12 protein-coding genes and 1 pseudogene are annotated in these 14002 nt (G+C 73.1%); 6 read left to right on the top strand and 7 right to left on the bottom strand.

The features are described from left to right. Positions 1-63: 63 nt before the first annotated feature. A complete protein-coding gene (recQ, locus tag ABZ621_RS31065; protein ID WP_360609769.1) occupies positions 64-2196 on the bottom strand; it encodes a DNA helicase RecQ in 2133 nt (710 codons plus the stop codon). Positions 2197-2345: 149 nt separating this feature from the next. Here recQ and ABZ621_RS31060 point away from each other — a divergent pair, with 149 nt between their 5' ends. Beyond that, entirely contained in the window at positions 2346-2606 is a 261-nt protein-coding gene (locus tag ABZ621_RS31060; RefSeq protein ID WP_360609768.1) for a LapA family protein, read from the top strand. A 28-nt stretch (positions 2607-2634) separates the two neighbouring features. On the opposite strand, the gene ABZ621_RS31055 is transcribed toward ABZ621_RS31060, so the two are convergent. Beyond that, positions 2635-3225 (bottom strand): TetR/AcrR family transcriptional regulator, encoded by a 591-nt coding sequence (locus tag ABZ621_RS31055; protein WP_360609767.1) that lies wholly within the window; start codon positions 3223-3225, stop codon positions 2635-2637. Between the two features lie 383 nt (positions 3226-3608). On the opposite strand from ABZ621_RS31055, the gene ABZ621_RS31050 reads away from it, so the two are divergent. After that, a complete protein-coding gene (locus ABZ621_RS31050; protein WP_360609766.1) occupies positions 3609-4007 on the top strand; it encodes a hypothetical protein in 399 nt (132 codons plus the stop codon). A 42-nt stretch (positions 4008-4049) separates the two neighbouring features. On the opposite strand, the gene ABZ621_RS31045 is transcribed toward ABZ621_RS31050, so the two are convergent. The 5 genes and pseudogenes from ABZ621_RS31045 to ABZ621_RS31025 form a co-directional block, all read right to left on the bottom strand. Beyond that, positions 4050-6452, bottom strand: a complete 2403-nt coding sequence (locus ABZ621_RS31045) for a SpoIIE family protein phosphatase (RefSeq protein ID WP_360609765.1) — start codon at positions 6450-6452, stop codon at positions 4050-4052. A gap of 146 nt (positions 6453-6598) precedes the next feature. Next, entirely contained in the window at positions 6599-8692 is a 2094-nt protein-coding gene (locus ABZ621_RS31040; protein WP_360609764.1) for a SpoIIE family protein phosphatase, read from the bottom strand. Between the two features lie 310 nt (positions 8693-9002). Further along, positions 9003-9359 (bottom strand): DoxX family protein, encoded by a 357-nt coding sequence (locus ABZ621_RS31035; RefSeq protein WP_360609763.1) that lies wholly within the window; start codon positions 9357-9359, stop codon positions 9003-9005. Positions 9360-9573: 214 nt separating this feature from the next. Beyond that, positions 9574-9813, bottom strand: a pseudogene (locus ABZ621_RS31030) (alkanesulfonate monooxygenase); the annotation flags it as partial. A gap of 219 nt (positions 9814-10032) precedes the next feature. Then, a complete protein-coding gene (locus ABZ621_RS31025) occupies positions 10033-10998 on the bottom strand; it encodes a pirin family protein (RefSeq protein ID WP_360609762.1) in 966 nt (321 codons plus the stop codon). Positions 10999-11134: 136 nt separating this feature from the next. On the opposite strand from ABZ621_RS31025, the gene ABZ621_RS31020 reads away from it, so the two are divergent. The 4 genes from ABZ621_RS31020 to ABZ621_RS31005 all read left to right on the top strand — a co-directional run bounded on the left by ABZ621_RS31020 (position 11135) and on the right by ABZ621_RS31005 (position 13995). Beyond that, a complete protein-coding gene (locus ABZ621_RS31020; RefSeq protein WP_169091412.1) occupies positions 11135-11479 on the top strand; it encodes a tetratricopeptide repeat protein in 345 nt (114 codons plus the stop codon). A gap of 98 nt (positions 11480-11577) precedes the next feature. Next, positions 11578-12012: a DUF6153 family protein gene (locus ABZ621_RS31015; RefSeq protein WP_360609761.1), complete on the top strand. Its 435-nt coding sequence runs from the start codon at positions 11578-11580 to the stop codon at positions 12010-12012. Positions 12013-12103: 91 nt separating this feature from the next. Next, positions 12104-12715, top strand: a complete 612-nt coding sequence (locus tag ABZ621_RS31010; protein WP_360609760.1) for a DUF305 domain-containing protein — start codon at positions 12104-12106, stop codon at positions 12713-12715. Positions 12716-13098: 383 nt separating this feature from the next. Next, positions 13099-13995 carry a F510_1955 family glycosylhydrolase gene (locus ABZ621_RS31005; protein ID WP_360609759.1) on the top strand — a complete coding sequence of 299 codons (897 nt, stop codon included), beginning with the start codon at positions 13099-13101 and terminating at the stop codon, positions 13993-13995. The last annotated feature ends 7 nt before the right edge of the window (positions 13996-14002 follow it).

Below are 14002 nucleotides of genomic sequence, written 5' to 3'. Positions count from 1 at the left end.
CGACGCGGCCGCCTCACACCCACGGGCCCGGCCGGACGGTGGTCCGGCCGGGCCCGGCGGGTGTCACTCCCAGTCGTCCCAGGACGGCTCGGGCTCGTCGTCGCCGAAGAAGAGCGGCTCGTCCTCGGGAGGCGCGGTCGCGGCGGCGGGACGGGCAGCGGGCTGGGCCGGGCGCGCGGGCCGGTCGGAGCGCCCGGCCGGCGCGGAGGTACGCGGCGTACCGGCGGCTCGGGCGGCCGGCTGGTCGGCCGCCTCGGGCTCCGCACCGGCCGGGGTCGCGTCCGCCTCGGGCGCCGGGGCGGACCCGCCGCCCGCCGCTCCGACGAACTCGGCGAGGGCCTCCAGGACCCCCTCCCCGTACTTGGCGAGCTTGGCCTCGCCGACGCCGCCGACCGTGCCCAGCTCGGCGACGCTCCCCGGCAGGCTGGTCGCGATCTCGCGCAGCGTGGCGTCGTGGAAGACGACGTACGCGGGCACGCCCTGCTCCCGCGCGGTGGCCGCGCGCCAGGCCCGGAGGGCCTCGAAGACGGGCACGGCGGCGGCGGGCAGGTCGACGGGGACGCGGGACTTGCCGGACTTGCCGCCGCTCTCCTTGCGCGGGGCGGCGGCCTTGGCGGCCTCCTTGCGCATCGGGACCTGGCGCCGGCCGCCGAGGACGTCGCCGCTGGCCTCGGTGAGGACGAGGGTGCCGTAGTCGCCCTCCACGGCGAGCAGGCCCTGGGCGAGGAGCTGGCGGATCACCCCCCGCCACTCGGGCGTGCCGAGGTCGGCGCCGATGCCGAAGACGGACAGGGTGTCGTGGTCGAACTGGAGGACCTTGGCGGTCTTCTTGCCCTGGAGGATGTCGATGATCTGGCCGGCGCCGAACTTCTGGCGCCGCTCGCGGGCCAGCCGCCACACCGTGGAGAGCAGCTTCTGCGCGGCGACCGTGCCGTCCCAGGACTCGGCGGGGGTCAGACAGGTGTCGCAGTTGCCGCAGGGCCCGGACTCCTGGCCGAAGTAGGCGAGCAGCCGGACGCGCCGGCACTCGACGGTCTCGCAGAGGGCGAGCATGGCGTCGAGGTGGGCGGCCAGGGCCCGCCGGTGGTTCTCGTCGCCCTCGGAGCCGTCGATCATCTTGCGCTGCTGGACGACGTCCTGCAGGCCGTACGCGAGCCAGGCGGTGGCGGGCTCGCCGTCACGTCCGGCGCGGCCGGTCTCCTGGTAGTAGCCCTCGACGGACTTGGGCAGGTCGAGGTGGGCGACGAACCGGACGTCGGGCTTGTCGATGCCCATGCCGAAGGCGATGGTCGCGACGACCACGACGCCGTCCTCGCGGAGGAAGCGCGCCTGGTTGGCGGCGCGCGTCGCGGCGTCCATGCCCGCGTGGTACGGGATGGCGTCGACGCCGTTCTCGGCGAGGAAGGCGGCGGTCTTCTCCACGGAGGACCGCGACAGGCAGTAGACGACCCCGGCGTCCCCCGCGTGCTCGGTGCGGATGAGGTCGAGGAGCTGCCGGGTCGGGGTGTTCTTGGCGGCGATCCGGTACTGGATGTTGGGCCGGTCGAAGCTGGCGACGAAGTGCCGGGCCTCGTCCAGGCCGAGCCGGGTGGCGATCTCGCCGTGGGTGGCCTCGGTGGCCGTCGCGGTCAGCGCGATCCGCGGCACCTTCGGCCACCGCTCGTGGAGCATGGACAGCGCGAGGTAGTCGGGCCGGAAGTCGTGGCCCCACTGGGAGACGCAGTGGGCCTCGTCGATCGCGAAGACGGAGACCGTGCCCCGGTCGAGCAGCCGCTGCGCGCCCTCGGTGCGCAGCCGCTCGGGGGCGAGGTACAGGAGGTCGAGCTCACCGGCGAGGAAGGCCTGCTCGACGGTCTGCCGCTCGTACGGGTCCTGCGTCGAGTTGAGGAAGCCCGCGCGGACCCCGAGCGCGTTCAGCGCGTCCACCTGGTCCTGCATCAGCGCGATCAGGGGCGAGATCACCACGCCCGTGCCGGGCCGCACAAGCGCCGGGATCTGGTAGCACAGCGACTTGCCGCCACCGGTCGGCATGAGCACGAGGGCGTCGCCGCCGGCCACCACGTGCTCGATGATCTCCTGCTGCTCGCCCCGGAAGGAGCTGTAGCCGAAGACCCGGTGGAGCACTTCCAGCGCGTCGGAGGGACCGTCGGGACTCGGCGAGGAGGAGGTGTCGGAAGAAGCGTCGATGAGGGCCACCCGAAAAGCCTAGCCGCCCGCGCCCCTCCCCCGGGCCGCCCGCCGCAGCCTGTGGACAACTTCCCGGACCCCCGCTCCACCGGGACAAGGACCGCGGCCGCCTCGATACTGGGAAGGGCACCCTCCCTCCCCGAGAGAGGAACCGGCTCATGTCCCGGAAGACCGCCCAGCAGCCGCACGGGCCCGCGACCGTCACGGTCAAGGGGCGGGACATGCGACTGCGGAACATCGGGTTCCTGCTGATCGCCGCGCTCGCCGTCTGGTTCATCGCCGCCAACACCGGATCCGTCACGATCCGGCTGTGGATCCCGACGGTCACGCTCCCGCTCTGGATCGTGCTGACCGTGACGCTGCTCGTCGGCATCGTCCTGGGCCTCTTCATCGCCCGCCGACGGGCCTCCCGGCGCTGAGCCCGTACGGCCCCTCGGCGGCGGGCGCTCAGGAGGCCGAACCGAGCGCGTCGACGAGGACGGCCTCCAGCTCGGCGGCGACGCGGTCCAGCGGCTCGGGGCTGCGCTTGGCCCGGCACAGGGCGACGGAGCCCTCGACGGACGCGACGACGAGGGTCGCGACCCGGGCGGCCCGCTCCGCCTCGACACCACGGGCGCGCAAGGAGGCACCCAGCAGCCCCTCCCACTCGCCGAACACCTCGGCGGCGGCCTCCAGGACGGACGAGCCCCCGGGCTCGGCGGGCTCCTCGATCGCCACCGCGAGGACCGTACAGCCGGCCCGGAAGCCGGTGCCGACGACGATCGCGCGCCACATCTCCAGGAGGGCGCGCAGCCCGGCGACGGGCTCCTCGGACACCCGCTCCCGCAGCACGCGCGCGACGACCTCCCCCGCGTACCGCACGGCCTCGGTGGTCAGCTGCTGCTTGCCGCCGGGGAAGTAGTGGTAGGTGGAGCCGAGCGGGGCCTTGGCGTGCTTCGCGGTCTCCCGGATGCTCGTCGCGTTGAGCCCGCGCCGGCGGATCATGTCCGCCGCACCGGCGACGATCCGCTCCCGCGCGGGCGGACTGGCCTCGGTCACGACTGCTCCTCCTCGGCGGCGACCCCGAACGGCGCCGATCGCCCCACTCTACTTCGATCACACCTGCTCAGCCCGGGCCCGGCGGTACGCCCCCGGCGCGCCCTCATCCCTTCCTTCCTCCGGCGGCCGACGACGCCGAAGTCCGGATAGTGAGACGACTTTCCCACCGCAGAGGCCCTGTGCCACGATCACCGGCATGCAGCGCCAGCTCATTATCAGCACCGGCGTGCCGGCACGGGACTGACCCGGGAGCGATCCTCCCCGGACGGCCCACCGCCCGCACGCAGACCTCTCGCATTCCGCGAGGGGTCTTCTTGTTTTCCGCCACCAGCGCCTCGCCACCGCCCCTCGGCCCACCCGCCCGGCAGACAGGAACGCCCGACATGGCTCACGGAACCCTTCACGTCACCCCCTCCACCCACCAGCCGTACGTCGGCGTCGGCATCGGCGTCGGCGTCTCCGGGCGACGTGACGAGGCGGACGCCGGCCGGGAGGTCCCCGGTCGCACGCTGACGCTCACCCTGGACAACACTCCTGCCGCCCTGCGCCGGGTCACCTCCGTCCTCGGCACCATCCCCGTGACCCAGCTGTCCTACGCCTCCACGACCTCCCCCTGGGCCACGGCCCGGATCACCGTCCCGAGCGCCGACGCCGCCCGCGCCCGCAACAAGCTCGACCGTCTGGTCGACGTCCTCTCCGTCGACGTCCTCCCCGTGGAAGTCCTCCCCGTGGAAGTCCACTCCGTCGAAGACACCACCCCGGCGGGCTCCTCCCTCGGGTGACACGTCCGCCACCGTGGAACGGACGCGCTCGGGCGCCCCTGCTCATCCCTCCGTAGCGCCGTGCTCCGCGCCGATGAGCTGTTCCGTCCAGATCGTCTTGCCCGACGCGTCGTAGCGGCTGCCCCATCGCGTGGTGACCTGGGCGACCAGGAAGAGTCCCCGGCCGCCCTCGTCGTCGTTGTGGGCGCGGCGCAGCCGGGGCTGGCTCTCGCTGGAGTCGGACACCTCGCACACGAGCACATGGTCGCGTACCAGGCGCAGGACGATGTCGCCCCTTGCGTAGCGGACGGCGTTGGTGACGAGCTCGCTGACGACCAGCTCGGTGGCGAAGACGTTCTCGTGGAGCCCCCAGTCGGTCAGCCGGGCGACGGCGACCTCCCGGGCCTCGGCGACGGCGGCGGGATCGGGCGGGAAGCGCCACTGGGCGACGGAGTCGCCGGGAACGGCACGGGCGCGGGCGAGGAGCACCGTGATGTCGTCGGACCGCTCGGCCGCCTGCCGCGCCTGGTCCACGAGTTCCTCGCCGATCTCCCGCAGCGGGCGTCCGGGGCGGCAGGCCCCGCGCAGGCTCGCGGCGAACTCCGCCTCGGCGTCGGCCGGGGGGCTCACCGGGGCGCGCCGGCCCCGGCGCACGATGCCGAGGAGGCCGTCGCTGCACATCGCCAGCACGCTGCCCGGGGACAGCGGTACCTCTGTGACCTCGAAGGGCACCCCGCCGACGCCGAGTGGAGGCCCGGGCGGGACGTCGACGACGTCGGTGGTGCCGTCGGGGTGGACGACGACGGGGGGCGGATGACCGGCGCTGGCGAGACGGCACAGCCGGCCGACCGGGTCGTAGACGGCGTACAGGACCGAGGCGCCCAGGGTGTCGGGCTGGTCGGACTCCGCCGCCATGCGCTGGACCAGGTCGTCGAGCCGGACCAGCAGTTCGTCGGGGGCGAGGTCCAGGTCGGCCAGCGTCTGGACGGCGGTGCGGAGCCTGGCCATGGTGGTGCTGGCCTTCAGGCCGTGCCCGATGACGTCGCCGACCACGAGGGCCGTGCGCAGCGAGGACAGGGCGATCACGTCGAACCAGTCGCCGCCCACCCCGACCTCTCCCGGGGGAGGCAGGTAGATGCCCGCCGTCTCCGCCGCCGCGGTGCTGGACGACACCGGCGGGAGGAGGCTTCGCTGGAGGGTCTCGGCCACCCGGTGCTCGCGGGTGTAGCGGCGGGCGTTGTCGATGCCGAGTGCGGCCCGGGTGATGATCTCCTTGACGAGTTTGGCGTCGTGGCCGGTGAAGGCGTACGGGCGCCTCGTCCGGAACACCTGTACGTAGCCGAGCACCCGGCCTTGGGCGACGAGGGCCGCGCCGATCGAGGCGTGCAGGTCACGGGGCACCATCCGGGCCGCCTGCGGCACGTCGCCCAGGAAGCCCAGATAGTTCTTGAGGTCGTTGGACACGAGGACGGTACCCCGCTCCAGCTCGCGGAAGCCCGGCTGGTCGGGGACCGCCGGCAGGATCTCGTCCACCTGGACCAGGTCGGACGGCCAGGCCCCGTGGGCGTGTTTGGCGGCGATGCGGCGGAAGTCACCGCGCAGCCCATGGACGCGGAGCGGTGGCTCGGCGCCCTGCAGCGCCGCCTCGGAGATCTCCACCGCCGCCAGGTCTCCCAGTGCCGGGACGAGGGTGTCGACCAGCCCCTCCGCGGTGCGGCGGATGTCCAGCTCGTCACCCGCGCGGGAGGCCCGGTACACCAGGTTGAGGCGGCGCCCCGACTCGTAACGCTCGGTGACGTCCACGAGGGACGTGAAGGCACCGCTGATGTCGCCCCGCAGGTCGTGGAGCGGGGCCGCGGTCAGCGAGTAGACCAGGTCGGACTGGTCCGGCCGGGGCGCGCGCAGGACGCCCGCGGCTCCCACCACGGGGCGCCCGGTCTCCATGACCTGGCGCAGCAGGTCCTCACCGGTACCGTTGCCGTCCATCATCGGCATGTCGCACAACCGGTCACGGCCGCCCGCGCTGAAACGGCCGGCCCGCCGGACGGCGGGACTCCACCGGCGCAGTCGCAGGTCACGATCGACGAGGGCCACCTGCCAGGCGTCCTGTTCGAGGACCGTCCGCGGCATCGAGGTGTCGTCGCCCCAGGCCGTGAGAGCGTCCACGGGCAGCCCCCACGCGAGGACGGTCGAGTCGCCCATCGGCAGCAGCCTGATCCAGACGTCCACGCACGCGCCGTCGACGCGCCGCAGCGCCAGAACGTGCCCGCCCGGCGCCCCGGAGGCTCGCCCCCCACACGGTGGGCGGGGTGCCACGAGCGCCCGCGCGGGGCGTCCGATCACGTCCGCGTCGGCGTACCCCAGCAGTTCGGCGGCCTCGCGCGTCCACCCGGCGAGGGCGCCCGTTCCGTCGATGACGGCGGCGACCGCGCTGTCGAGGGGCGCGGGAGGGACGCTTGATGCCACGCGGGACACACCCATCCGACCACCTGGCCTCTGTCGTGGCGACAGCATCAGTCTCCGGCACGTCCCTCGGCCCGGCAAACGCGTCCGGCGTCACGCAGCGGCCGCGCGAGGCTACCCCCTCACCTCACGTCCCCTCCCATGAGGGCTCAGCCCTGTCGGCCCGGATCACCACGCTCCGACTGCTCTCCCGGCGGTCCGGGCACCGGCGGAGGCACGCGCAGGGCGACCACGGCCATGTCGTCGTCGCTGTCTTCGGCGGGCATCTCGGCCAGGAGCGCGTCGCAGAAGGCGTCCAGGGGCAGTCGGGAGGCGTCGAAGGCGTGACGGCGCAGGCGCTCCAGGCTGACGTCGATGTCCTCGTGACGGCGTTCGACGAGTCCGTCGGTGTACAGCAGCAGTGTGGATCCCGGCGGCAGCTCTTCGGTCACGGTGTCGTAGTGGGGATCCGGGGCGAGGCCGAGGAGCGGGCCCTGGGCGACGGTGAGGAAACGGGAGGTTCCGTCGGCCTCGACGAGCAGCGGGGGCGGATGTCCGGCTACGGAGTACTGCAGGGCGAAACGTCCTGGTGCCGGCCGTTCCACCCTGCCGAGGACGCAGGTCGCGGTGCACTCCAGGTAGAGGGTCTGCACGGACTGGTCCAGGCGGCGCAGGACGGAGCCCGTCGACTCCTGGCGCCCCAGGGCCAGCCCGCGCAGCATGTTGCGCAGCTGACTCATGGTGACCGCGGCGGGCAGGTCGTGGCCCGTGACGTCCCCGATGGTGAGCACGAGGCTCCCGTCGGCGCGCTCGAAGGAGTCGTACCAGTCCCCGCCGATCTGGGCCGCGGCGTTGCTGGGCCGATACCGGACGGCGACCTCCAGGTCGGGCACGGCCGGCGGCTCGGTGAGCAGGCTGCGCTGGAGCGCGAGCGCCACCTGCTTGGTCCGCTGGTACTCGAGCGCCCTGCCGAGTGGCGCGTGGGCCCGCTCCAGCAACAGGCCCAGAAGTTCCGTCTCCGCCTGCCCCAGAGGCGTACGGTCTCCGCTCACGGAGGCGGTGACGAGCGCGGCCACCGTGCCCTCCACGACGACGGGCAGGAGGATCACGCTGTTCGCTGCGGGCGGGAGCCACGGCTCGGTGTCCGACGGGGCGAGTTCGGGCGGGGGCCTGCCGGCCGGGAAGACGGCGTGCACCGGGCTGCGGTGCTCGACCGCGCGCAGCAGGGGACCGTCGGGGCCCAGGTGTTCCACCCGGTGCGGGGGGAGTTCGGGCAGGTCAGGCCGGGTGGTGGCGACGACGCGCTCGGCGGACCGGGTACCGCCGGGGTGCGGAAGCGCCTCCGTCAGCAGATAGACACTGCAGCTGTCGGCGACGGCGGGTACGACCACGTGGGTGAGCGCCGCGAGCAGTTCGTCCAGTTCCGCGATTCCCGCGGTGGCGGCGATCGCCCGGGCGATCAGCTCGTCACGCCGGGTCTCCTGCCACTCCTGCTCGACGTCCGTGCAGGTACCGACCCACTCCAGCACCCTGCCGCGGTCCAGGACCGGTGCCGCCTCGACGGCGACATGCCGGTACGCCCCGTCGGACATGCGGACGCGGTAGGTGGTCGTGAAGCGCGCGGGTACCTCGACAAGAGCCGTTTCCCAGTCCCGGACGACGGACGCCCGGTCCTCGGGGTGGAGCGCCTCGGTCCAGCCGTCGCCCCGGTACTCCTCCCAGGTCTGGCCGGTCATCAGTTCCCAGCCGGGACTGCGCTCGACCACGCCGCCCTCCGCGGCGATCACCCAGATCGCCTGCGAGCCGGCGGCGACGAGGCTTGCGTACCGCAGCAGGGCGAGCCGGCGTTGCTCCGACAGGACGCGGATCCGCTCGACGGCGGCGACCTGCTCGGTGACGTCCAGCATCACGGCCAGCACTCCGTGCGATCCGTCGGCCGAGGTCAGCCTGGACAGGGCACACGTGAGGTGGCGCAACGGCTCCCCGTCGGCCCCCGGGCGGGGCAGGCGCACCGGAGCGGCCGGGAGCACCTCCGACCGGCCCGTGGCGAGCACACGGTCGAGGACCTCGGAGAAGTCGGTCGGAGACGTGCCGGACGTGCCGGACGTGCCGGGAAGGAATTCGCGGAGCGGCGCGCCGAGGGGGTGGGGGTGGTCACCGAACATCTCACGGTGGGCCGCGTTGCGGTACGTGATGCGGTGCTGCGGCCCATGGGTGACGATCACCGCCGCCGGCGTGGAGTCGCAGGCGTCGGGGCCGATCACGGACCGCGAACCGTCCTGCCCCACGCGCACCACCGATGCTTCCGGACGACAGCCCTGTTGCCGGCTCCGGGACCTCGCCCCGATGAGACCATGATGCGCCTGCCCGGCGGCTTCGGGGGCCGGGCGGTCCCTCGTCCCGCCCCTCCGCACCGCTGCCCGCGCCCGGTGTCGCCCCCGACAGCCGCCCCTGCCGGGGGAGGTGTCGAGACGGCGGAATCCAGGGCGGCGCGCTGGGCCGACCGTGTCGTCACCGACAGGGGACGTGCCCGGGGGCTGCGCCCGCGCGGCAGCCGCCTTCTGCGTACTCCGGTCACCAGGTGCCGTGGTGGGACAGGTTCAGGGCCAGAGCGGCGACGGGCAGACAGAAGAAGACGGCCCAGGCACCGAGCTGGTAGTCGCCGGCCCGAAGGTGGACCCACAGCGCGCCGAGGAAGTACAGCACGAGGCCCGTGGCCGCGGCAGTGCCCAGCAACGGCACGGCGAACCCGGCCACCAGTCCCAGGGCCCCCAGGCCCAGCATGGTGCCGAGCCAGCGCATCCAGGACCGGGGGACGCCCATTTTGTCGGCCTGGCTCTTCGGATAGTCGTGACCGACGAGGTTGGCGATGGCGGCCGAGCCGTTGACGACCGAGGTGAGGACGGTGACCACGACGTAGGTGGCGAACACGGGAAGCTCCTTCTGCTGCGCGGAAACGGTGATCGTTCACCTCCTTGACCGCACGGCACCTCTCGATCTGACACCTTCGCCCGGGGAGTCTCCACGGAGTTCCCTCCCCTTCGCCCCGCCCCGCCCGGCGGCGTGGTCCGGCATCGTGACGGCCCGGCGCGTCGCCCGCCCCACGGACCGGCACCGCACCTCGCCGACCGGCTCGTCTCCCGGGCGCCTCCTCCAGGTGCGGGTATCCGGAGACCACGAACTCGTCGGTGCCGAGCCGGTGGTACTCGGCGATCCACTCGGCCACCCCGGCGCGGCCGCCGACCGGGGCGGCGCCCGCGCCGCCGCGCACCAGGCCGATGCCGGCCCACAGGCTGGGATCGATCTCCAGGTCGTCCCGGCCGCCGCCGTGCAGGGCGGGCCGCTACCCTTCGGACTCGCCACGGGCCAGGCCGCTCTGCACGGCGGCGGCCGGGACTTGCCTGACCAGTGGTCAGGCAAGCCGGCAAGAGGTCAGCATCGATCCGACCAGACCTTGTCACGCACGCCTGGACCGGAGAATCCGCTCAGTCCCTCACGGGCCCCAGCGGACCCCCGCGCCCCGACCGGGCCAGGCAGGGGTCGGGGACCTCGCATGCGGGCCGCCGCTTCGAGCGCGGCCCGCGCGAGCGCACGTTTTCCCAGGTCAGCGCACCCGTCCGCGCGGCTTCAGCGGGGTGGCGGGCAGCTCCGGGGCGGTCAGCGGAGCACCGTCGTAGCCTTGCACCTCACCGAACCGCGAACCCTTCTCCCAGTCGTCGCGCGCCTGTACGATCTCGTCACCGGACCGGCCGACGAAGTTCCACCACATGACAATCTCCTCCTCGAAGGGCTCGCCGCCGAGGAGCATCAGGCCCGCGTCGGAGGAGGCGCGGAGGGGGAGGTGGGTGCGGCCGCAGCCGAGGTAGAGCATCGAGCCGGGGAGGACGGGGACTCCGTCGACGTGCGCCTCGCCGGACATGGAGAGGACGGCGTACTCGAAGTCCGGGTCGAGCGGCAGCTCGGTCTCGGTGCCGGCGGCGAGGGCGAGGTCGGCGCCGACGAGGGGCGTGTACGTCGTCCCCGGCGAGGTCGCGCCGTCGAGGGAGCCGAGGATGACCGTGGCGGTGAGGCCGGGCGCGGTGACGCGGGGCAGGTCCGCGTGGTGCTGGAAGTGCGGCTCGACGTGCCGGTGGGCGTCGGGCAGGGCGACCCACAGCTGGGCGCCGTGCAGGAAGCGGGCGTGCGGGCGGGGGCTCTCCTCGGAGTGGGAGATCGCCCGGCCGGAGGTCATCAGGCCCAGCTCGCGGGGGCGGATCGTCTGGAGGCTGCCGGTCGAGTCGCGGTGCAGGACCTCGCCCTCGTGCAGCCAGCTGACGGTCTGGAGACCCATGTGCGGGTGGGGCGGCACCTGCATGCCGGGTTCGTCGGCGATGTCGTCGGGGCCGTAGTGGTCGACGAAGGCCCACGCGCCGACCATCCGGCGGCCGAGGTTCGGCAGCAGGCGCCGCACCTCGGTCGACTCGCCCAGCCGGACGCGCCGGGGGCTGAGGAGTTCGCGTACGGGCTCGGCGACGACGAAGCCGCGGCCACCGCACACGGCGAGCTCGGCCTGGCGGTCGAGATTGCTCATCGGGGATCGACACCTCTCCAGTGGGGGGACATCAAGGAGCATCCTAGAAGTGGAATGTTCAACTAGTCTTGGGTGTTGACGAGGGCGGACCACCCCACAGGGTGGCAGATCCGGCACCCCGGAACAGGGAGAGCAAGTGAGCGACACGTACTACGAGTTCGGAACGGCCGCCGATCGCTGGAGCCGCGCGCAGCTGTTCTTCGACGCGAAGGAGTACCAGACCGCCGTCCGCATCCTGCGCGGCCTCGTCGCCGAGCACCCGGACCAGACGGCCCAGCGGCTGCTGCTCGCCCGCGCCTACTACCACTCCGCCCAGCTGAAGCCCGCCGAGACCGAGCTCCGCGCCATCCTGGAGCGCGACCCGGTGGAGCACTACGCCCGACTGATGCTCGGCCGCACGCTGGAGCGCCAGGGCCGCCAGGACGAGGCCGCCCCGCACCTGCGGATGGCCGCGGCGATGAGCGGCGAGCTGCCGTCCTGACGACGGGGCGCACGCGCGCGTGGAGGCCTCGCCACGGGACGCCCTGACGCGGAACTGATACCCCTACACGGTATGGTCGGGCCCAGGAGGACCTGATCATGCCCACAGCCCGGCCGCACGACGTCAAGCGAGCGGGAGGTGCCCTCGCGCACCTCCTGCTCGTCGTCGTGCTCGCGCTCGGGGTGTTCATGATGCATTCCGTGGGCCATCCCGAGGGCCCCGCGGCAGGCGCTTCCACGACGGGCGCGGCGCACGCCGGCGCCCCCGGTGCCCCCGGCGGCGCTCCGGCCGCCGACGGCCACGGTTCGCCGCGGCCGGACGACGGGCACGCGCCCGGCTCCGGGATGGACATGACCACGCTCTGCGTGGCCGTCCTCGCCGTCTGGCTGCTCGCCGGCCTCGTCCGGGCCGCGCTCGGCCGCCGCCCCGACTGGCTCGTCCTTCTCCTCGCGCGCCTCGCGCCGGCGCTCGCGCCGCACGCCCCGCCGCGCCGCCCTCCCGACCTCGCCCGGCTGTCCGTCCTGCGGATCTAGGCCGTACCACCCCGCCGCGGGCCGCTTCACGCCGCCCGCGCGCCCACCGGTACAGCCCACACCCCGTACGTACAGCACACGAGGAATCACCATGCGTACTTTCCGCAAGCGCACCACCCGCGCCCTCGGCCTGACCGGCGCCTTCGCCGCGGCCACCCTGCTCCTCGCCGCCTGCGGCAACGACGACTCCATGAGCGGCATGGACCACGGCGGTACGTCCTCCGCCACCGCCGCCGCCCCGTCCGCCTCCGGGACCTTCAACGACGCCGACGTGATGTTCGCGCAGATGATGATCCCCCACCACGAGCAGGCCCTGGAGATGGCCGAGCTCGCCGACGGACGCGCCGAGGACGCCGACGTGAAGAAGATCGTCGCGGCCGTCGAGAAGGCGCAGGACCCCGAGATCCGGAAGATGAAGGCGTGGCTGAAGGGCTGGGGCAAGCCCGAGTCCGCCGGAATGAACCACGCCATGGCCGGGATGATGTCCGAGCAGGACATGAAGGACCTGGCCGCCGCGAAGGGCAAGGACTTCGACCGCACGTTCGCGGAGTTGATGATCGCCCACCACGAAGGCGCGGTGGAGATGGCGAAGGCCGAACAGAAGGACGGCGGAAACGCGGAGGCGAAGGCCTTGGCCGGCGAGGTCGTCGCGGCTCAGACGGCGGAGATCGCCGAGCTGAGGAAGATCCTCGACCGGCTCTGAGGCTCGTCGGTCCGGATGGTGGGTCAGTGTTTTGGATCCACCATCCGGTATCTCGTATCCAGTATCCGTGCCTCGTGATCCGTGATCCGTGATCCGTGATCCGTGATCAGGCCCGGCCCTTGGTCGACCTGCAGACCCGCTCCGGCTACTCGGGGGGCGGGCCCGGGATTCGAGATCCCGGATCCCGGATTTTGGATCCCGGATTTTGGATCCACGATCCGAATTTTGGATCCGGGATCTCGCCTCCAGAATCCCGGATCCCCGGCTCCGCCCCCGGGATGCAACCTCCGAGATCCAACATCCAGGCTCCCGAGTCCGGGATCTCGGATCTCGGATCCAATCTTCCGCACTCTCTCCGTCACCTCCCCGCGAACGAAAGAATCATGACCACCCTCCGCCTCCCCCGATCTGCGGCCGCCTCCACCGCCGTCCTCGCTCTCGCCCTCTCTCTGACCGCCTGCTCCCAATCCACGGACTCCGACCACTCCGGTGGATCAAAGGGAGCGGCCTCCGCCCTCACCCATATCCATGGCCTCGGCCTCCACGAAGAGACCCTCTACGTCGCGACGCACGAGGGGATCTACTCCCCCGGGGCCGGCGGGGCGCCCGTGTTGGTCGGGGAGCGGCGGGACGACTTCATGGGGTTCACCGTCGCTGCCGACGGCACGTTCCTGGCCAGTGGTCACCCCGCCCCGGGCGGTGGGGGTCCGTCGGACCTCGGTCTGGTCGCCTCTGGCGACGCGGGTCTCACCTGGAAGGAGAGGTCCCTTGGGGGCGAGGTGGACTTCCACGCGCTCGATGTCGTGCCCGGCGGGACGGTCTACGGCTACGACAGCACCGGTGGGCGGCTGAGGGTGACCCGGGACCAGGTCGCCTGGGAGGACCGAGCAGAGCTCCGTGCCCTCGACATCGCCGCCTCACCGGCCGACCCGGAGGTCGTGCTCGCGACGACCGAGAGGGGCGTCGCTCGGAGCGCCGACGGCGGCAGGACCTTCTCGGCCGGGGCCGGGGAGGTCCTCGCGTACGTCTCGTGGGGCGCGGGCGACGCGCTTTTCGGGGTCTCGCCGGGCGGGGTCCTCTTCCGTTCCGGGGACGGCGGCCGGGCCTGGGGCCGGGTCGGCCCCGTTCCCGGTGGAGGAGCCCCGCAGGCGCTGACCGTCGTGGACGCGCGCCGGCTGCTCGTGGCCTCGGGGGACGGGGTCTACGAGTCGAGGGACGCGGGCCGTTCCTTCGTACGCCGGATGGAGGTGACGTCCGGGACCGGGGAGGCTGGGCACTGAGCCGGGC

It is taken from the genome of Streptomyces sp. NPDC007863, assembly GCF_040633895.1.
Classification (GTDB): Bacteria; Actinomycetota; Actinomycetes; order Streptomycetales; family Streptomycetaceae; genus Streptomyces.
Note: the sequence above shows the minus strand (reverse complement) of the source record. Positions and strands in the feature narration are given on the sequence as shown.

Excerpts from the sequence above, each read along its gene's own strand:
- ABZ621_RS31010 (WP_360609760.1), top strand. The coding sequence starts at position 12,104 with ATGCGTACTTTCCGCAAGCGCACCACCCGCGCCCTCGGCCTGACCGGC.
- ABZ621_RS31060 (WP_360609768.1), top strand. The coding sequence starts at position 2,346 with ATGTCCCGGAAGACCGCCCAGCAGCCGCACGGGCCCGCGACCGTCACG.
- ABZ621_RS31050 (WP_360609766.1), top strand. The coding sequence starts at position 3,609 with ATGGCTCACGGAACCCTTCACGTCACCCCCTCCACCCACCAGCCGTAC.
- ABZ621_RS31005 (WP_360609759.1), top strand. The coding sequence starts at position 13,099 with ATGACCACCCTCCGCCTCCCCCGATCTGCGGCCGCCTCCACCGCCGTC.
- ABZ621_RS31025 (WP_360609762.1), bottom strand. The coding sequence starts at position 10,998 with ATGAGCAATCTCGACCGCCAGGCCGAGCTCGCCGTGTGCGGTGGCCGC.
- ABZ621_RS31015 (WP_360609761.1), top strand. The coding sequence starts at position 11,578 with ATGCCCACAGCCCGGCCGCACGACGTCAAGCGAGCGGGAGGTGCCCTC.